Here is a 21119-nt window from a genome sequence, read left to right as displayed (position 1 = left end):
AAAAAGCCTATGAGTCTAGCTTTGTAAGAAACAAAACCGACTTAAAATGAAACATTATTTTTACTTATTGCTATTACTTGTCATCCCTATTTTGGGCTATGCACAAACCGGAAATATCCAAGGGGTTATAACCGATGAAAACGGATTAACCGTCCCTGGCTCTACTGTTATTATAGAAACTTTAAATAAAGGCACTGTAACCGATTTTAATGGTAAATACACCTTACTAAATATTCCTGAAGGTAACCAAACTATCACTGTAAAGTACTTAGGCTACGCAGATACTACTTCTGATGTTTTAGTTACGGCTGACAAAACGGTTATTCTAAATTTCACACTAAGTGCCGAAGACACCTCTCTAGACGAGGTATTAGTTACAGGATTTGGACTAGGTGGCCAATCTAGAGCATTAAACACACAGAAAAACAAACAGAACATTTCTAATATTGTATCTACCGACCAAGTTGGTAAATTTCCAGATGCTAACATTGGAGAAGCTGTAAAGCGTATTCCTGGTATTACCATGCAAATGGACCAAGGGGAAGCAAGAGATGTTATTGTACGTGGTTTATCACCACAACTAAACTCGGTAACGTTAAACGGTAGTCGTATTCCTTCGGCAGAAAGCGATAATCGTAATATTCAAATGGATTTAATTCCATCTGATATGATTCAAACCATTGAGGTCAACAAAGCTGTTACACCAGATATGGATGCAGATGCCCTTGGTGGTTCTATCAATTTAATTACCAAAACATCGCCACAAGGCTTTCGTTTATCTGCTTCTGCAGGTTCAGGTATCAATTTTATTTCTGATAAACGAATTTTAAATGGCTCCTTCTTAGTAGGTGACCGTTCTAAAAACGATAAATTCGGCTGGGTTGTTGCTGCGTCAATTAATGATAACGATTTTGGAAGCCATAATGTGGAAGCTGAGTGGACCGATGAATTTGAATATAATGCTGGTGACGAAGATAATTTGGAAGAAGTAGAAGTAAATCCTTATGCCAATGTTTTTGAAATTAGAGAATACAAAGTGCAACGTATTAGACGAAGTTTTTCCGCTAATTTCGATTATAAATTAGATGATAATAATACCCTTTTCTTTAAATCTATTTACAACTGGAGAGACGACAGAGAAAACAGATTTGTATTAGAACATGGCATTTTAGATGGCGAAGATATTGAATTAGGCGATTTTCAAGTGGTCAATGGCAACCTAACCATGTTTCCTACAGAAGCTAAACGCGAAACTAAGGCTGGTATAGACAACAACCGAAATCAAAACACACGTTTAGAAGACCAAAGAATGCAAAATTATAGCCTTGGTGGCGAACATTTATTTGGTGATGTGCAATTAGATTGGATGGCCGCTTTTTCTAAAGCATCAGAAGAACGTTTAAACGAACGCTATTTAGTTTATGAAAGTGAATATTCTGTTATGTTTAATAATAACGAAGACAAACCTTTATACACACCCGTGGCAGGAGAAGGTAATTTTGAAGATTTTGAATTTGACGAACTAACCGAAGAAAATCAATATACCGAAGAAAAAGATTTTAACTTTTTTGTTAATGCTCAAGTCCCATTATCAATAATAGACGGAGAGGACGGCTTCTTAAAATTTGGCGCAAAAACAAGAGTAAAAAATAAATATACCGATAATGATTATTCAGAATTTGATGATGTTACTGGTAACTTAGAGTTTTTAGGAATGGTACCTACAAAAGACTATTCTAATTCTGATTTTTTAGCAGGAAGTCAATACCAAACCGGGAACTTTGCTACCCCAGAGTTTATAGGAGGTTTAAATCTTAATAATACCGATTTATTTGAAGGCGAAGATTTACCTGAAGAATATATTACTGGAAACTTTGATGTGGACGAAAATGTGTATGCTGGTTATGCGATGTTAACTCAAAATTTATCAGACAAATTCAGCATATTAGCTGGTATACGATTAGAACATACGTCTATTGAAAGTGAAGGTTACGAATTAGAATTTGATACCGAAGGTGATGTTTCAGGTATTACGACTTTAAATGATAAAAACTCGTATTCTAATATTTTACCTGGATTACATTTAAAATATGATGTAACAGACAACACAATCTTAAGATTTGCTTGGACCAATACTTTAGCAAGACCAAATTATGTGGATTTAGTGCCTTATCAAGAAATTAGTAATGAGGACGAAGAGATTTATATAGGAAACTCAGAACTTAACCCTACAACCTCTATGAACTTTGATATCATGGCAGAGCACTACTTTAAATCTGTTGGTATTATTTCTGGAGGATTATTTTACAAAGACATTAAAGATTTTGTTTACACTTTTCAAACTGAAAATGAAGATGGCTATGAAGTATATCAACCGCTTAATGGTGATGATGCGTCTGTGTTTGGTGCTGAATTTTCGTTTCAACGTCGTTTAGATTTCTTACCTGGTTTTGCTAAAAACTTTAGTGTGTATTTAAACTATACCTATCTTACTTCTAGTACTGATGGAATTAGAAACGAAGATGGCGAAGAACGCGTAGATTTAGATTTACCTCAAACCTCTCCTAACATGTATAATGCCTCTTTAGGTTATGCTGCTAAAAAATTCAGTCTGCGTTTATCTGCTAATTATTCAGATTCTTATATTGATGAAATTGGTGGAAATGCTTTTGAAGATCGCTATTACGACGAACAGTTTTTCTTAGACTTTAACGCCAATGTTGCACTTAGTGAAAATCTTAGTTTATATGTTAATTTAAATAACATCACTAACCAACCATTACGCTACTTCCAAGGTGTAAAAGGTAGAACTATGCAAATGGAGTACTATGAAAAACGCTTAACTTTTGGTTTAAAATACGACCTATTTAAAAAATAAAACAAGATGAAAAAAGTAATAATTTTAGGAATAGTTGCCGTAGTTATGGCAGCATGTGGTAATGGTTTACCAGAAATTGCACCAACTTTAGTCACCGAAAAATTACCACACGACAGTGATGATCCTGCCATATGGATTAATAAAGACAACCCAGAACAAAGTATTGTTTTTGGAACCAATAAAGATGAAATTGATGGTGGTGTCTATGCTTTTGATTTAGACGGAAAAATCATAAAAGACAAAAGCCTTACAGGTATTGCTTATCCAAATAATGTTGATGTAGAATACGGGTTTAAAATCAACGATTCTACAGCAACCGATATTATGGTTTTCTCAGAAAGAGAAAAACACCAAATACGCGTGTATGCGATTCCAGATATGACGCCCTTAGACAACGGCGGATTTAAAGTTTTTGTAGATGAAACTGATGTAGAAATGAAACGACCAATGGGTGTCTCATTGTACAAAAATCCAAAAACTAATGCTATTTCAGTATTTGTAAGTCGAAAAAATGGGCCTACGGAAGGTTATTTACACCAATATGGTTTAGAAGCAGATTCATTAGGTGTGCATGCTAACCTTTTAAGAAAAGTAGGAAAGTTTAGTGGCACAAAAGAAATTGAAGCCATTGCGGTTGATGATGAATTGGGCTTTGTATACTGCTCTGATGAAGGTGTTGGTATTAGAAAATTCTATGCGGACCCTAAAATGGGAAATGAAGAAATCGCCATGTTTGGTGGTGAAGACTTTAAAGATGATATTGAAGGTATCGCTATAGCAACCTATCCAAATGGCGAAGGGTTTATTATTGTCTCTAACCAACAAGACCATAGCTTTAACTTTTACAAACGCAGTGATAATAGCTATGTAAAAACTCTGAATTTAGGTACTATTGAAACGGATGGTTGTGATATTGTTACGACAGCTTTAGGTGAAAAATACCCGAATGGTTTGTTTGTGTCTATGAATGACGAAAAAGATTTCTTCTACCATGCGGTAGATTCATTAAAACTAAAATAAAGACGTATTAAACAAAGCTTTTATAATACTAAAAAGCCTTTCCTGTATGTTGGAAAGGCTTTTTTATATTATATAATTTCCATCTTCTTCAATAAGAAACTCGCATTCATATTTTGGCAAACGCCTTGTTTCAATTTATAATCGAAAAAGAGTTCGTCATTGATAATTTCTGCATCGAAGTAGTAATTTTTTACAGCCTCTAGTTCGGTTTCAATTTCTGTAAGACTTAAATCGTGTGTGGCGATGATGCCTGTAGCATTTTGTTTTACTAGTTTCTCAACAAACTTACGAGAGCCAATAGCTTTATCTGTACTGTTGGTTCCTTTTAAGATTTCATCTAGAATAACGAAATAGTTCTTATCATTTTCAATGGTATCTACTACAAATTTTAAGCGTGTAAGTTCACTAAAGAAATACGAACTATCATCGGTTAATGAATCTGTAGTTCGCATACTTGTAATTAATTTAATAGGCTTGTATTTGCTTTGTTTAGCACAAATAGGCAATCCAACATTAGCCATAACAATATGAAGCGCCACCGTTCGTAAAAAGGTACTTTTCCCGGCCATGTTAGCACCTGTAACAATAAAGAATTGTTCTTCTTCAAGTTTTAAATTACTATCAACCCGCTTTTCAGAATTTAATAATGGATGTCCTAAGCCATCTGCTAAAATTGTAACCGGTTCGTCTGTTAAAATCGGATAGGTAAAATCTTGATGATTAAACGCATAATTTCCAAAGCTATTATAAGCATCAAAAAAGGTTACAACTTCAAACCAATCATCTACCTTATTAGCATATTTGGTAATCCATTTTTCAACAGCATAACTATAACGTATATCTAGTAATAGATACCCATTACCAAGCACCAAAGAGATTAAATTATTTCTATTATCTAAAGCATCGAGCGCTTTAGAGAACTTTGAAAATATTTCAGAAGCCTTTTGATCTTCGGACTGAATTAGCTTTTGTTTAGATTTTAATAATTCAGATTTAAAGGTAGCTGACTCTATAGCTTCGAGTAATAATGCATATTGCTTAAAAGTATCCTTGGCTCTTCCGGTATGTTGTGCAAGTGTATCAATTTTTTTCCAATATATGCCTGTAATGCCTAGCCCTAATAATAACCAGTAACCAATAACCGAAATAGGAATAATTTCCGTAATTCCTAAACCTAAAATTACCAAAGACGCGATACTAAAACCTATCGTTAAGATATACTGTGTTTTTCCTAAAAACGGTTTATAATTTTTTAACCATGTAATAATAGACTCTGCAGAGTGCTCAATTTCTACGCCCTGAGCTACTGCGGTATAGTTTTGTTGCCATTTAGGTAGTGTCGCTAATTCTTTAATGGCTTCTTGCCGCGGTTTAATATGATTAATATCGTTAGAAAGTAAATGGTCTACTAGTTTTTTAGTTCCTTCTTTAATTGCTGTTCTATTAATAAATTGAAAGAAAGACCCTTTCCCAAATAAATCAATATCAAGACTAAAAAAATGTTTCGGGTTTTGAAATTCTTCGCCATCTGGTCGGTCGTAAAAATCACCTTTTGCTATCTTTAATTCCTCTTCATTAATAACAATTAATCGCTTGTGTAAGTTGCGTTTCGATTTTAAATCGGTATAACGCGATAATAGAAACAAAAAACTAGCGATACCAACTACAGCAATTCCTGCAGCTATTTGCCAATTTTGAAACGTAAAATAAATTCCAACTCCTGTAAGCACAAAAATGGTAAGTCTGAGTATACTATACAGACTCAACTGTTTAAATATACGTTTAGAAGCTGTTTGATGTATTTCTAATTGCTCTTTGTAAAAAGACGCTGGATTTTGCATAGATCTATAAATAAAATTGAAATATAAGAAAAGAAAAAATCCCAAGCCATAATTGTGCTTGGGATTTATATATCATTTAACGTCTTCTGTTTAAGAAGTTGTTATGTTTTATTCTTAACCTTTAATGTTAGCTGACATAAACTCACGATTCATACGCGCAATGTTCTCTAAAGAAATTCCTTTAGGACATTCTACCTCACATGCACCAGTGTTTGTACAGTTACCAAAACCTTCCAAATCCATTTGAGCTACCATGTTTTTAACACGATCGGCAGCTTCAACTTGACCTTGAGGTAATAATGCATATTGCGATACTTTGGCACCTACAAATAACATGGCAGAAGAGTTTTTACAACTTGCTACACAAGCACCACAACCAATACAAGTTGCTGCATCCATAGCCTCATCTGCTGCGTGTTTAGAAATAGGAAGTGAGTTAGCATCTTGTGTATTACCAGAAGTGTTTACAGAAATATAACCACCGGCTTGTTGAATACGCTCAAAAGCCATTCTATCTACAATTAAATCTTTAATTACAGGAAAAGCTGCTGCTCGCCAAGGTTCTATTGTAATGGTATCGCCATCGTTAAACATACGCATGTGTAACTGGCAAGTAGTAATCCCACGGTCTGGACCATGAGCTTCACCGTTAATATATAAAGAACACATTCCGCAAATTCCTTCACGACAATCATGATCAAAAGCAACAGGTTCTTCACCTGTATTTACTAATTGTTCATTTAAAACATCCATCATTTCTAAGAAAGACATATGTTCTGAAATATCAGTTACTTTATAATCGACCATTTGACCCTTATCTTGTGAGTCTTTTTGTCTCCAAATTTTAAGTGTTAAATTCATAATGTCAATCTTATTTGTATGAACGTTGTTTTAGTTCAATATCTTTAAATTCTAATTCTTCTTTGTGTAGAACCGCATCTGCTGGTTCTCCTTTATATTCCCAAGCCGATACAAAAGCGTATTCTTCATCATTACGTTTTGCTTCGCCTTTTTGTTCGCCATCAAGCTCAACAGACTCTTCTCTAAAGTGTCCACCACAAGATTCATTTCTTTCTAAAGCATCTTTAGCAAACAATTCTCCTAATTCTAAGAAATCCGCCACACGACCCGCTTTTTCTAATTCTACGTTCATTTCATCGGCTGTTCCAGGAACTTTAACATCTTTCCAGAATTCTTCACGAATGGCTTTGATTTCTGCCATCGCTGCCGTTAAATCTTTGGCGTTTCTAGACATTCCTACTTTGTCCCACATCACTTTTCCAAGACGTTTGTGGAAATGATCGACAGATTTTGTGCCGTTATTATTAATAAAGAAATCGATTCTGTCTTTAACTTCTTTTTCTACTTCGTCAAACTCTGGTGTATCTGTTGGAATTTTTCCGGTTCTAATATCATTAGATAAATAATCACCAATAGTGTAAGGTAACACAAAATAACCATCAGCTAAACCTTGCATTAAAGCAGAAGCTCCAAGTCTGTTGGCGCCGTGATCAGAGAAGTTTGCTTCACCAATACAATATAAACCTTCAACAGTCGTCATTAAGTTATAATCAACCCAAACACCACCCATGGTGTAGTGTGTTGCAGGATAAATCATCATTGGTGTTTCGTATGGGTTTTCAGCAATGATTTTTTCATACATCTGAAATAAGTTTCCATATTTACTTTCAATGATACCTTGACCTAATTTTATAATTTCTTCTTTCGAAGGATTTTTAATTCCGTGTATTTTAGCTTGCTCTTTACCATAACGTTCAAAAGCAGAAGCAAAATCTAAGTAAACAGCTTCACCAGTTGCATTTACACCAAAACCAGCATCACAACGTTCTTTTGCTGCTCTAGAAGCGACATCACGTGGTACTAAGTTACCAAAGGCAGGGTAACGACGTTCTAAATAGTAATCTCTATCTTCTTCAGCAATTTGTGTTGGTTTTAATTTTCCTTGTTGAATAGCTTTAGCATCTTCTATTTTTGCAGGCACCCAAATACGACCATCATTACGTAATGACTCTGACATCAACGTTAATTTTGATTGGTAATCTCCTGAACGTGGAATACACGTTGGGTGAATTTGTGTAAAACAAGGATTAGCGAAATACGCGCCTTTTTTATGTATTTTCCAAGCTGCAGTGGCATTAGAGCCCATAGCGTTGGTTGATAAGAAATATACATTTCCGTAACCTCCAGTTGCTATAACAACAGCATGAGCTGAATGACGTTCTATTTCTCCTGTAATTAAATTACGAGCAATAATACCTCTCGCTTTTCCGCCGACTTTAACAACGTCTAGCATTTCATGACGGTTAAACATCTCAATCTTACCACGAGCAATCTGACGGTTCATTGCAGAATACGCTCCTAATAATAATTGTTGTCCGGTTTGTCCTTTAGCATAAAATGTTCTTGATACTAATACCCCACCAAAAGAACGGTTATCTAATAATCCACCATAATCACGTGCAAAGGGAACACCTTGAGCCACACACTGGTCAATAATATTACCCGATACCTCAGCTAAACGGTATACGTTAGCTTCACGTGAGCGGTAATCGCCACCTTTTACAGTATCGTAAAAAAGACGGTAATTAGAATCACCATCTCCCATATAATTTTTAGCTGCATTAATACCACCTTGTGCTGCAATAGAGTGTGCTCTACGCGGTGAATCTTGATAAGCAAATGCTTTTACGTTATAACCTAATTCTGCTAACGTTGCTGCTGCAGAACCTCCGGCTAATCCTGTTCCTACTACAATGATGTCGATATGACGTTTGTTTGCAGGGTTTACAAGATTAATATTATCTTTATAAGTTGTCCATTTATCTTTAATTGGACCTTCTGGTACTTTTGAATCTAAAGCCATATATATTTAAGATTAATGGTTAAAGTGGTGAAATAATGCAATAATTATAAAACCTAAAGGAATAATAATTGAATATGCTAAGCCAAAGTTTTTAAAGAATTTCTTTCTACTAGAAGCAACTCCCATTGACTGTAAAGATGACGTGAAACCATGCATTAAGTGCAATGATAAGAAGATAAAAGCAACAATATAGGCTATAACACGCCACACAGGTACAAATTTATGTTGTAATTCACCAAAGTATCGTGTTGGATCTTCTGGTAATACTTCTATATATTTATGATTGATTTCTGGAACCCAAAAATCGATAAAGTGAAGTACAATAAATGCTAAAATAGCAAGTCCACTGTATATCATGTTTCTACTCATCCAAGTAGAGTTTGCTGCACCATTATTTTTCTTATAGCTAATGGTTCCTACAGCTTTTCTATTTCTTACTTCTAAAACAAACCCAAGTACAAAGTGAAAAATGACACCAAAAACTAAAACGGGTTGTAAAGCAAATTGCACTAACGGATTGGTTCCCATAAAATGGGATAATTCGTTAAACAAGTCAGCACTAAAAAGTGAGGTGATGTTAACTGCTAAGTGAATAATTAAGAAAAAAATAAGGAATAAAGCCGAGAGTGCCATGGCAATCTTCCTTCCTATCGACGAATTTAGAATTCCGCTCATTGTTGTTCTGATTAGTTTTATGTTTAACAAAGATACACAGCAAATGGGTTTTTAACAACATCACTATGCTTTAAATAATTTATTTAGAATGAATTTAATTAGCTCCATATACTCTTATTACTAGACACCTATTTTGTTAGATAATCGAAGCCTAAACCCATTAATTGGTACTGATAGCCCTTTACATACCTAGCACTTCAATTATAACATAGCCATAATTTCTGCAACAATTATAATTAGTACTAAAGAAAAAGGATATACTGCTGCATAAGCCACTTGAGGTGCATCAGATTCCGTCATTGAATCAGCCACACTTAATCCTGGCGTTGATGTCATTCCTCCTGTTATAGCCCCCAAAACGGATAAAAAATTAATTTTCATTAAGAAGCGCCCAACAAGAACAGTCATAAGCATTGGAATAAGTGTAATAAGTGCCCCAAAAAGAAGCAAAACAGCACCGTGTTCTTCAATCGCCATCACTAAACTTTGTCCGGCGCTTAAACCAACAGGTGTTAAAAACAATAAGAGTCCTAATTGACGTAATATTTGGTTTGCAGGCCCTGATAAATTCCAAATTACACCAAGAGCTTTTCCTTTCCAACTTAAAAATATAGCCGTCATAAGCACACCTCCTGTAAGTCCTAATTTAAGATTAATACTTCCTAAAGGAATGGCAAAAGCGCCAATTAAAATACCAATAGCAATACCAAATGCAACAGGTAAAAAACTGGTTTCGCTAATTCTTTTTAGACTGTCTCCAAAAAGCTGTGTAACTGCAGGAACATTTCCTTTAGACGAAGACACTAAAATTTTATCACCATATTTAATACGGGTAGTCGGATGAGGCGCCAAATCAATACCAGACCTTCTTATCCTTGTAATAGTTGCTGAATAATTATCTAAGAGATTTAATTCTCTAATCGTTTTATTTACAACAGCATCATTGCTTACCACATACCATTTTATGTCATAAGTACCACTTCGAGGAATTTTTACATCAGTAACTTTTCCTAATAAAATCTCTATGCGATCTAATGCGTTTACGGTTCCTACGGCTTTTATAATATCTCCTGTTTCTAAAACAGTAGCACTTGTTGGCGATGTAGGAAGTTGATTAGGCTTCATTATACGTGAAATATTAGCCTTTGTCATAAAACGAATTCTTAACTCTTTAATCGTTTTGCCGTTAACATTTTCATTAGAGATAATTAAGTTTTTATTAATGACAAGTGGCGTATTGGATTTTGATATTTCTTCAAATTTTTCTTCTTCTTTTTTGATATTCACCCGAAATAAAGCCGGTCCTAATTTTACAAATAAGATAACGCCCAAAACGCCAAAAGGATAAGCAATACCATAACCAATTGATGCTAAAGGTGACTGAGAAGCTTCAATAGAGGCTGCTAAACCCGGTGTAGAAGTTAATGCACCTGTTAACAGACCACTCATCATATTCATATCTACATCATAGATATAAGAAATGGATATTGCCGTAATACCACCTGTAGCGACTGTAATACCTGCAAGAGCAATTAATTTAGTGCCCTGTTCTTTAAACGAACTAAAAAATGAAGGACCTGCTTGCATACCTATAGTATAAATAAATAATACCAAACCCACACTTTGTATAATGGGCGGAATATTAAAATCTACACCATACAAGTTGTATAGATATCCAAAAAAAATAGCGACAAAGATAACGGCTGAAGTATCGAAATTAATTCCTTTAATACGAACATTCCCAAGAGCAATTCCTAAACCAATAACTAAAAATAATACAAAATAGTCTTTGGCTAGCAATTCTGAAATAAGCTCCATAAACAATAATTTTTTTATTAAAATTTTATTTAAGCGTACAAAAATATAGGGTAACTAATTTGAATTTTATGACCAATATCATTAATCATAGATTTGATACCGACTACAACCAAATCCGTACCTTCTCAACACCCGTAAACACACAACGAATACGTTATCGCATTTTTTTTCGTTCTTTTAATACAAATTACAATATTAAATTGATTTTCCAATACGTTGAATTTAATTAGAAAAATCTTCCCTCTTTTAAAATGTTAAAAGCAATAGATCCAAAACCTGTATTTTAAGTATTCGCTAAATAAAACCTTAGCTTTGTATTTCAATTAAAATTCTACAAGCATGAAATATAAATTAATTAATTCCGACCTCTTTATAAACAACAGAAAAAACTTCAAAGACAAGATGGTTAGCAACAGTTTAGCTGTTTTTAACTCTAATGACGTTTATCCAATTGGTGCAGATAGCACAATTCCATTTCAACAAGATAGAAATATATTTTATTTAAGTGGCGTGGATCAAGAAGAGAGCATTTTGGTACTTTTCCCAGATTGCCCAAATCCAAAACACCGTGAAATTTTATTTTTAACGGAGACCAACGAGCATATTGCCGTTTGGGAAGGTGAAAAACTAACTAAAGAAAAGGCGTTTGAAACATCTGGTGTAAAAACCGTGTACTGGCTTCAAGATTTTGATAAAATCATGAAAGAAATCATGGCGCAAGCAGACACGATATATATTAACACCAACGAGCATTACCGTGCAAGTAACGCTACTGAAACTCGAGAAGACCGTTTCAACAAAGCAGTAAAAGCACAATTTCCAGCGCATAAAGTTGAAAAAAGTAATCCTATACTACAGCGTTTACGCTCAGTTAAACACCCTTTAGAAATAGACATTATACAAGAAGCTTGTAATATTACCGAAAAGGGATTCCGTAGAATTTTAAAATTTGTAAAACCTGGCGTTCATGAATATAACATTGAAGCCGAATTTATGCACGAATTTTTAAACAATCGCTCTAAAGGATTTGCCTACACACCAATTGTAGCTTCTGGAAACAATGCCAATGTATTGCATTATATTGAAAACAATCAGCCGTGTAAAGCTGGCGATTTAATTCTTTTAGATATCGGAGCCGAATACGCAAATTATGCAAGTGATATGAGTAGAACAATTCCGGTGTCTGGAAAATTCTCTAAACGTCAAAAAGAGGTTTATAACGCTGTAAATCGGGTAAAAAATGAAGCTACAAAATTATTAGTTCCTGGCACTATTTGGGCTGATTACCATGTTGAAGTTGGAAAATTAATGACTTCGGAATTATTAGGCCTTGGTTTACTAGACAAAGCCGATGTACAAAATGAAAATAAAGATTGGCCTGCTTATAAAAAATATTTTATGCACGGGACTTCACACCATATGGGATTAGACACTCATGATTACGGTATACTTCATGAGCCAATGAAAACCAACATGGTATTTACTGTTGAGCCTGGTATTTATATTCCTGATGAAGGTTTCGGGATTCGTTTAGAGGATGATGTGGTTATTCAAGATGATGGCACACCTTTTAATCTGATGCGCAATATTCCTATTGAAGCTGATGAAATTGAGGACCTTATGAATTCATAAATTCATCTTTTAAATTAAAAAAAGCCAAAACAAATAAATGTTTTGGCTTTTTTTATACTCAAAATATAACATTAATTTTTCAAAACAGACACCGTACCATCTTCAAAAACATAGCGCTGTAATTTCTGTAAAGTTTCTAATTTATCACTTGTATTCACCAACAAAGATATATTGTTATCACTACCGCCATAAGCAATCATACGTACATTAACATCTTGCAATACTTGAAACAATTCAGGAGTATCTGGGTGATAAATAATATGATTTCCCACCAAGCATATGATACTCATATAATCATCGATATCTACTTTTGCAAATTTTTCTAATTCTTCTACAATCGCTTTTAAATGCGTAATATTATCAATGGTTAATGATACAGCAATTTCAGACGTTGTAATCATATCTATAGAGGTTTCATATTTCTCAAAAATTTCAAAAACCTTTTTTAGAAATCCATGCGCTAATAACATCCTTACAGACTTAATTTTAATCGCTGTTATATTGTCTTTTGCCGCAATAGCTTTTATTCCTTCACCATGAATTTTATTCGTAATTAATGTTCCATGAGCGTCAGGGTCCATCGTGTTTTTTAATCGCAATGGAATATCTAAAGCACGCATTGGCATTACAGTTTGTGGATGTAAAATCTTAGCACCAAAATAAGCCAACTCTGCAGCTTCATCATAAGATAAATGCGACAGTGCCTGTGTGTCATTCACATAACGTGGATCATTATTATGGAAACCATCAATATCAGTCCATATTTGCACCTCTTCAGCCTCTATCGCAGCGCCAATAATAGTTGCCGTATAATCGCTACCACCACGTTGTAAATTAGTAATAGCACCATCGGCATCTAAACAAATAAAGCCTTGCGTAATATAAATATCAGCCTCATTGGCCTCTTGCATTAAACGCTCTAAATTTTGTTTGATATAAAAATTATCGGGCTCATTAGCTCTATCAATTCGCATAAATTCTAAAGCTGGCAACAAAGCAACCTTAAGTCCTTCTTGCTCTAACAATCTACTAAACATAAAAGTAGAAAGTAATTCACCATTTGCAAGAATTGTATTATGAAGTGATTCTGAATACGATTGGTCAACAGCCTCTAATAAATCTGAAAAAATAGAATTTACATACTGAACTACGACGTCATGTAAATCTTTATCTTGAATTAAGTCGTAAACCGTTTTCTTATAAGTCGCGTTTAATTGTTTAATATGCTCTTTAGCTTCTTGAGCTTTATTCGCCTCAATTAAACTCGAAATATCTACCAAAGCATTCGTCGTACCAGACATTGCCGATAAAACCACAATCCGTTTCCCTTCGGTGTTTATAATTTCTTTGACATGGTTCATGTTAACTACAGAACCTACAGATGTACCTCCAAACTTATATACTAACATAATTTTTAATTTTATAATACAAATGTATAAGTGCCATTTGAAATAAACATAAAAATTAAAAAATTAGTTATTATTTACACAGTTTGTTAATTATATAACAAATTAAACTGTCTTTTACTTCTTGGAAGGCATAAATGAAGTTATGATAAATGCGGTGAACGCAGGTAAAATCCAACCTAAACTATAGTTAGCCATAGGAATATAACCTGTTATCGTAGCCAAACTAGTGGAAGGACTTAAAAAACCAATAACATCTGGAATACTAAACAAAACCGTAACCACAACAACCACTCGAAACACTAATGGTGTCGCCAATCGCTCGGGCAAAACATTAAGCAAAATAAGAATAATAGTAATTGGATAAATGAACAACAAAACAGGAAAACCAACCAGAATTATAGAATTAAAATCTAGTTGACCAACTACCACGCCCAACACACAAGCTAACACTGCTGCAACAACATAAACCACTTTTGAGTCCTTAAATAAACTTTTAAAATAATCAGCTGTACCAGCAACTATACCAATAGCAGTTGTTAAACAGGCTAATGAAATTAAAACACTAAGCACGGTATTTCCAAATTCACCTAAAGAGGCAATACTAATACCTCGTAATAAATTAGCACGTTGCATATCACTACTCAAACCTGAATCTATAGAAATATCAGAACTAAAAAAAGCACCCACAGCAATCAATCCGGCATAAATAACAAAAAGCCCTAAACCAGCTATAAAACCAGATTTTCTAATTAACAGTCTTTTAGAATCATAGGCCTCAACTGCCATATTTTTAAAATTTAAAGACACAATAATTACAGCACCAACGACGACAGAAGCTATCGCATCAAAAGTCTGATAGCCTTCTAAAAAACCTGTAATAATAGGTGTTTCAGATTGCGATACACCTGTATTAAATTCTGAAGAAACCAAGGCAATTCCAATCACAGCCAACAGAAGAATCACAATAAATGGTGTTAAAAATTTACCGATAATGTTGAGAATTTTTGTCCGGTTAAGCACAAAAATCAACACCAAAGTGAAGTAAATTGAACTCGTAAGCAGTGGACTGGTTCCAAAAACAGGAAATACAGCAATCTCATGCGTAGCAACAGCTGTTCTTGGAGATGGTATAGCAACAGCAATGATGTAAATTAAGACACAATAAATTAAACTAAAGCTTTTAGAGACTTTTTTTCCAAAATCAAATAATGTGCCTTGTAATCTTGCATGAGCTAGGATACCAATAATAGGAACAACAACAGCTGTAATAACAAAACCGATAGTCACAAGAAACCAATCATCTCCAGCATTATAACCTAATAATGGTGGAATTAATAAATTTCCGGCGCCAAAAAATAAGGAGAAGAGCCCAAAACTGGTTATTAAAAGTTCTTTGTTTTGAATGTTCACTTACTCTGTTTTCTTTAGTTTTAGATCTCCAAAATCAAAACTAAAATCCGTTATTGGCGCAATATAGTTCATGGTTGCAAAAACTGCTTCTCCCTTTTCATTGAACGTAAATTGCACATACACATCAGCATCATAACTTCTATCATTCCATTTCGCCACAAAAGTCGTCGCATTAAATGGTAATAATTCACCAAACAATCTTGAAGAACGCTTACTTTTTATAGTATAGCCTTTTTTGGAATCATGAGAAATAATAACATCACCAAACCAATTATCGGTATAAGTGCCTACAATTTGTTCTGGTTTTGGTAATGATTTTAATTTTTTAGCTGCTTTAACCTGATTATAAACAGCGGTTTTAATACTATCGTTATATATAATATAATCGGCATTTCTTTTCCCATAGCGTTTTAACCAATTTCGATTTTCATATCCTAAATAAGCATCTTTAATTGTATTTGTTATGGTACTAAAAGCCGAACCATTCATTTGATTGGTTAAGACTACAATTCCTAGATCTAAATCAGGAATCATAGTAAATTGTGTCACTGTTCCTAATAACCCACCTGTATGATACACTTGTTTATGACCGCCTTTAACGTCTGCCACAAACCAACCTAAACCATAGCCTTTAAAATTAGAATTATAAGAATCGCTTGAAGACACCTGTAATGGCGTTTGCAATTGCCAAAGTTCATGAAACTGCTTTTCACTCAATAAACGCTCACCTTCTTTTGTTACTGCATCATTCATTAAAAATGCTGCCCAAGTTAACATATCAGTAACGTTACTCATAATACCTCCAGCAGGATTTGCAAGTGCACTCCAATCATGCGGAATCTGAACTAGCTCACCATCAGCCATCGTATGAGCATCAATAATATTAGATTTATCAGTGACACGGTTGTATGACGCCTTACTACTCACCATGCCAACGGGTTTTAAAATTTTAGTTTCGATAAATTCTTCCCAAGATAAACCACTGACACGTTTAAGAACCTCACCCGCAATAATAAACATGTTATTGTTATACTGAAACTCACTTCTAAACGAACTTTCTGGCTCTAAATACTTAACATTAGCTATAACATCATCAATGGTAAAATCACCGCCTTCTGGAAAAAACATTAAATCTCCAGCACCTAAACCTAAACCACTGCGGTGCGTTACTAGGTCTCTAATTGTAAATTCTTCGGTAACCCATGCATCGTGTAACTGAAATTCTGGAATATGCTGTCTTACTTTATCATCCCAATTTAGTTTTCCTTCATCAACCATCATTGCTAATGCAAAACAAGTAAATCCCTTACTATTTGAAGCGACTCCAACCAGGGTCTCATCGTTCATATCTTTTTTATTCGTTAGCGAGCGTACACCATGACCTTTGGAATAAATAATCTCACCATTTTTTAAGATACCTACAGAAATACCAGGCACATTAAAAGTTGTTAAAGTTTCTTCAATTAAGATATCGAGTTGCTCCTCTTCAATTTGAGCATTGATAACTAAAGCAAAAAAGAACAGAATGAGAGAAAATAGCCGTTTTAAAAACATGAAATAAAAATTTAGTTTTGATTGCCTCCAAAGATACTAAAATGTTACAACGATTAATGCCTAGAAGAAATTTCAAGATATATCTTTGCAACTATGAATTTAGACTACAAAAACTGTAACATTCATTTTACAGTAGAAGGTAAAGGTGAACCCATTATTTTACTTCATGGTTTTCTTGAAACAACTGACATGTGGAAAGAAATAACTCCCGAATTATCTAAAACCCATCAAATAGTATCTATTGACTTATTAGGACATGGTAAAACTGAATGCTTGGGATACGTGCACACCATGGAAGCAATGGCAGAAGCAGTTTTGGCGGTATTAAATCATCTTAAAATTACAAAAGCACATTTTATAGGGCACTCCATGGGCGCCTACGTCGCCTTGGCTTTGGCCGAAAAAGAACCGCAATTGTTTAATGGACTTTGTCTAATGAACTCAACGTTTGAAGCTGACAACCAAGAACGAAAAGCAATTAGAGCACGTGCTTGTAAAATGGCACACACCAACTATAAAGCGTTAGTAAAGATGTCTTTTTCCAATTTATTTAGTCTTGAAAGTAAATTAAAACATGACGCAGAATTTAATACCGCACTTCAGCTAGCTTTAAAAACGCCAGTACAAGGCTATATTGCCGCACAAGAGGGCATGGCATTAAGACCAAATCGGTTTGAAATTTTAAAACGCATAGAAGGCAAAACGTTAATTATAATTGGCGAAAAAGATGGATTAGTAAATGCCGAAGAATTGATTCATAAAATTAGAAATACAAGCATAAGCTACACAACTCTTTCTGAGGGACATATGAGTTATATTGAAAACAAATCAGAATTAACTTACAATTTATTGCGCTTTATCGAAAATTAAACCTCTTAAACGCTTTAATTAGTTTTTTTTTATAAGTTTAGCTTTCAGATTAAGAAATAAATTGTAAACAAACCTAATTATGAAACCTACTAAACTATACTGCGATTTATTTGGTCACAATTACCAAATAACCAAAAAGGTAACCAACCACGTAAAAGAGTACACTTGTAAATGTTGTAAAAAACAACTAACTACCAACAGTAACGGACAACTTACGGAATTAACGGAGAAACGACAAGAAATAAATTCGGCCTTAGAACGTGTGTATAATAATAGAACGATGCGTTTAAAGCAAAAAATGCTCACTTCGTCGATCTGCTAAATGTTAATAACTTTTCAGCAACTATTTTTCTTATATTTCAATCCCTATATAAGAATGCTAATTCCTCTAAGAAAACTAGTTAATGAAAAACGTATACTGCTCATTATTTGGTCATGATTACAAAGTCTCCAAAAAAGTAACCTACCACGTCAAAGAATACAAGTGTAAAAATTGTAAAACTGAAATGACCATTGATGCCAATGGCAAATTTATTCCCTTAACACCAAAATTTAAAGAAATCAATAACGTTTTAAATCGTGTTCACAACAAACGTCTGGAAAAAAGCCAAAAGTTTGTTATGCTTGATTTTTAAGTGCGTTCCAACCCTTTGCTATAATCGGAATTTTTTCTTCTGCTCTAGTGACTAGATGCATACCTCTGTCTTCTTCTGTTATATAACCAATAACCGTTAAATTAGGATTGCCTTTAATTTTAGGAAAATCGTCTTGCGCTATTGTCATTAACAACTCATAATCCTCACCACCATTTAAAGCAATCGTAGTACTATCTAAATTAAATTCCTCACAAGTTGAAATTACCTGTGGATCCAACGGAATCTTAGTTTCATAAATATCAGCACCTACTTTACTCTGTTTACACAAATGAATAATTTCAGAAGAAATACCATCACTAACATCAATCATACTCGTTGGCTTTACTTCTAGCTCTTTTAACAACTCTACAATATCTTTTCTAGCTTCAGGCTTTAACTGACGCTCTATAATATAAGTATACATCGATAAATCCGGTTGATTATTAGGGTTTACTTTAAAAACTTCCTTTTCGCGTTCTAAAACTTGTAAGCCCATAAAAGCACCACCAACATCGCCAGTTACTACTAACAAATCATTAGGTTTAGCACCAGACCTTAAAACTTCGTCACCCTTTTCTACAGTTCCAATAGCAGTAACAGAAATTAATAAGCCTGAAGTAGATGACGTTGTATCACCTCCTATAACATCTACATTATAAATTTTTGCAGCCGTTGTAATTCCTGCATATAATTCTTCAAGCGCTTCCAAAGGGAAACGATTAGAGACTGCAATTGAAACTGTAACCTGAGTCGCCACAGCATTCATGGCATATATATCTGAAAGATTAACCACAACAGCCTTATATCCTAAGTGTTTCAATGGCGCATAGCTCAAATCAAAATGAACACCTTCTACTAACAAATCGGTAGAAACGACTACTTGTTTTTTACCAAAATTTAAAACGGCTGCATCATCACCAATACTTTTAACAGTAGATTTCTGGCTCACTTTAAAATGTTTTGTCAGGTGGTCAATGAGTTTAAATTCTCCTAATTCACTCAATGGCGTACGTTGTGGATTTTTGTCTTCTATCATATTGCAAAAATATTATGCTTTTTTCGAATAATATATAAAATTACAGCATTATTTATAAGAGAACCTAAAATCATCTACTATAGAGTCAACCTATTGCCCCCTAAAGACATAGCAAATGATATAAAACAAAAAACTCCAAAACCAAAACCAACATAAATAACTGTTTACCATACACTTAATGAAATATCTAATTTAGACTAATCTAAAAAAAACAAAAAAAAGATGTATTTCATCGAAAAAGCAGGTATTTTGACCTGTAGTTATATGGGTTTTATATAAATTGTCACCCCCTAAAACAATTAAATTATGAAACCTACTTCTACAGAGATTTTACCCTGCGCTGTTTTTGGACACAACTATGTACGATCCAAAACTAATTTAGATCACTCCATTGAAATAACTTGTACGCATTGCGATACCGTTGTGGTTACAGACAAACATGGCAATTTTCAAAATCATACGGTCTCTAATCGCCAAATCACAAATACCCTACAAGAACTATATAGGCTTACAAGGCGTATACCTAAAACTAAAATAGCGATATAACACTCTTACTCTTAACTTTAACAGCTATAGCTACAACCAATTAAACCATATACTAATATAATGTTAGTACGTATGGTTTAACACTTCCTATATTGTATATTTGCATTCTATTTAGAATTAATCTAGTTATAGAATATGATTAAAGTTTCTGAACAAGCAAAAAAGAAAGTCATAGAACTTATGACTGACGATGGCTTCAACCCAAGCACAGACTATGTTAGAGTCGGTGTTAAAAGTGGAGGCTGCTCTGGCTTATCTTATGATTTAAAGTTTGACAAAATCCTAGCTGAAGACGACAAAATGTTTGAAGACAATGCGATTAAAATCGTTGTGGACAAAAAGAGTTTTCTCTATCTTATTGGCACTACCCTAGAATATTCTGGTGGCTTAAATGGAACTGGATTTGTTTTTAACAACCCCAATGCAAATCGTACTTGTGGTTGTGGAGAAAGTTTTTCCTTGTAAAAGGATTCAAAATTTAAAATTCTTAATTCAAAGTTATGGCAACCATAAAACAATTTGAAGATTTAGAAATATGGAAATTAGCACGGGTTTTATGTAACGATATTAATCAAATTGCTAACGCTACGAAATCAAGAACAGATTACAAACTTTATACCCAAATAGATGGTTCTTCAGGTTCAATCATGGATAACATTGCAGAAGGATTTGAAAGAAATGGAAATAAAGAATTTATTCAATTTCTATCTATCGCCAAAGCATCTTGTGGAGAAACAAGGTCACAATTGTACAGAGTATTAGATAGAGATTATATTGATAACACAAAATTCAATACCCTTAAAGAACAAACAATGATTTTGAGTAGAATGATTGGAGGGTTTATGAATTATTTAAAAAACAGTGATTTAAAGGGAAGCAAGTACAAAGCAGACTAGCTAACTTTGAACTTA

Annotated in this window: 18 protein-coding genes; 9 read left to right on the top strand and 9 right to left on the bottom strand. The window is 33.9% G+C overall.

Going from position 1 to position 21119, the window contains the following annotated elements:
* Positions 1-46: 46 nt before the first annotated feature.
* Together HM982_RS09135 and HM982_RS09130 are read left to right on the top strand one after the other, a co-directional pair.
* A complete protein-coding gene (locus HM982_RS09135) occupies positions 47-2878 on the top strand; it encodes a TonB-dependent receptor (RefSeq protein ID WP_179352857.1) in 2832 nt (943 codons plus the stop codon).
* 6 nt (positions 2879-2884) lie between these two features.
* Positions 2885-3898 carry a phytase gene (locus HM982_RS09130; protein WP_179352856.1) on the top strand — a complete coding sequence of 338 codons (1014 nt, stop codon included), beginning with the start codon at positions 2885-2887 and terminating at the stop codon, positions 3896-3898.
* Positions 3899-3966: 68 nt separating this feature from the next.
* On the opposite strand, the gene HM982_RS09125 is transcribed toward HM982_RS09130, so the two are convergent.
* From HM982_RS09125 to HM982_RS09105, 5 genes are all read right to left on the bottom strand, one after another.
* On the bottom strand, positions 3967-5739 hold the full coding sequence (locus HM982_RS09125) for a MutS-related protein (RefSeq protein ID WP_179352855.1): 1773 nt from the start codon (positions 5737-5739) through the stop codon (positions 3967-3969).
* Positions 5740-5853: 114 nt separating this feature from the next.
* Positions 5854-6600, bottom strand: a complete 747-nt coding sequence (locus HM982_RS09120; RefSeq protein WP_179352854.1) for a succinate dehydrogenase/fumarate reductase iron-sulfur subunit — start codon at positions 6598-6600, stop codon at positions 5854-5856.
* A gap of 10 nt (positions 6601-6610) precedes the next feature.
* A complete protein-coding gene (locus HM982_RS09115) occupies positions 6611-8623 on the bottom strand; it encodes a fumarate reductase/succinate dehydrogenase flavoprotein subunit (protein ID WP_179352853.1) in 2013 nt (670 codons plus the stop codon).
* Between the two features lie 12 nt (positions 8624-8635).
* On the bottom strand, positions 8636-9298 hold the full coding sequence (locus HM982_RS09110) for a succinate dehydrogenase cytochrome b subunit (protein ID WP_179352852.1): 663 nt from the start codon (positions 9296-9298) through the stop codon (positions 8636-8638).
* Positions 9299-9499: 201 nt separating this feature from the next.
* A complete protein-coding gene (locus HM982_RS09105) occupies positions 9500-11116 on the bottom strand; it encodes an aspartate:alanine exchanger family transporter (protein WP_179352851.1) in 1617 nt (538 codons plus the stop codon).
* 339 nt (positions 11117-11455) lie between these two features.
* Here HM982_RS09105 and HM982_RS09100 point away from each other — a divergent pair, with 339 nt between their 5' ends.
* A complete protein-coding gene (locus HM982_RS09100; protein ID WP_179352850.1) occupies positions 11456-12748 on the top strand; it encodes an aminopeptidase P family protein in 1293 nt (430 codons plus the stop codon).
* A 71-nt stretch (positions 12749-12819) separates the two neighbouring features.
* On the opposite strand, the gene HM982_RS09095 is transcribed toward HM982_RS09100, so the two are convergent.
* From HM982_RS09095 to HM982_RS09085, 3 genes are all read right to left on the bottom strand, one after another.
* Positions 12820-14157, bottom strand: coding sequence for an aspartate kinase (locus HM982_RS09095; protein WP_179352849.1), 1338 nt, complete (start codon positions 14155-14157; stop codon positions 12820-12822).
* 114 nt (positions 14158-14271) lie between these two features.
* Positions 14272-15567, bottom strand: a complete 1296-nt coding sequence (locus tag HM982_RS09090; protein ID WP_179352848.1) for a branched-chain amino acid transport system II carrier protein — start codon at positions 15565-15567, stop codon at positions 14272-14274.
* Positions 15568-17121: a serine hydrolase gene (locus tag HM982_RS09085; RefSeq protein WP_179352847.1), complete on the bottom strand. Its 1554-nt coding sequence runs from the start codon at positions 17119-17121 to the stop codon at positions 15568-15570.
* A 93-nt stretch (positions 17122-17214) separates the two neighbouring features.
* On the opposite strand from HM982_RS09085, the gene HM982_RS09080 reads away from it, so the two are divergent.
* The 3 genes from HM982_RS09080 (at position 17215) to HM982_RS09070 (ending at position 18626) form a co-directional block, all read left to right on the top strand.
* A complete protein-coding gene (locus HM982_RS09080) occupies positions 17215-17991 on the top strand; it encodes an alpha/beta fold hydrolase (RefSeq protein WP_179352846.1) in 777 nt (258 codons plus the stop codon).
* A gap of 79 nt (positions 17992-18070) precedes the next feature.
* Entirely contained in the window at positions 18071-18313 is a 243-nt protein-coding gene (locus tag HM982_RS09075; RefSeq protein ID WP_179352845.1) for a hypothetical protein, read from the top strand.
* 82 nt (positions 18314-18395) lie between these two features.
* The gene (locus HM982_RS09070; RefSeq protein WP_179352844.1) at positions 18396-18626 is read left to right on the top strand and encodes a hypothetical protein; all 231 of its coding nucleotides are present in this window, start codon (positions 18396-18398) and stop codon (positions 18624-18626) included.
* On the opposite strand, the gene thiL is transcribed toward HM982_RS09070, so the two are convergent.
* Entirely contained in the window at positions 18610-19662 is a 1053-nt protein-coding gene (gene thiL / locus HM982_RS09065) for a thiamine-phosphate kinase (RefSeq protein ID WP_179352843.1), read from the bottom strand. The genes HM982_RS09070 and thiL overlap by 17 nt on opposite strands.
* 306 nt (positions 19663-19968) lie before the next feature.
* Here thiL and HM982_RS09060 point away from each other — a divergent pair, with 306 nt between their 5' ends.
* The 3 genes from HM982_RS09060 (at position 19969) to HM982_RS09050 (ending at position 21104) form a co-directional block, all read left to right on the top strand.
* Entirely contained in the window at positions 19969-20208 is a 240-nt protein-coding gene (locus HM982_RS09060; protein WP_179352842.1) for a hypothetical protein, read from the top strand.
* A 135-nt stretch (positions 20209-20343) separates the two neighbouring features.
* The gene (locus HM982_RS09055) at positions 20344-20673 is read left to right on the top strand and encodes a HesB/IscA family protein (RefSeq protein WP_179352841.1); all 330 of its coding nucleotides are present in this window, start codon (positions 20344-20346) and stop codon (positions 20671-20673) included.
* Positions 20674-20708: 35 nt separating this feature from the next.
* Positions 20709-21104 carry a four helix bundle protein gene (locus HM982_RS09050; RefSeq protein WP_179352840.1) on the top strand — a complete coding sequence of 132 codons (396 nt, stop codon included), beginning with the start codon at positions 20709-20711 and terminating at the stop codon, positions 21102-21104.
* Positions 21105-21119 lie beyond the last annotated feature (15 nt).

It is taken from the genome of Winogradskyella vidalii (assembly GCF_013403955.1).
GTDB lineage: Bacteria > Bacteroidota > Bacteroidia > Flavobacteriales > Flavobacteriaceae > Winogradskyella > Winogradskyella vidalii.
Note: the sequence above shows the minus strand (reverse complement) of the source record. Positions and strands in the feature narration are given on the sequence as shown.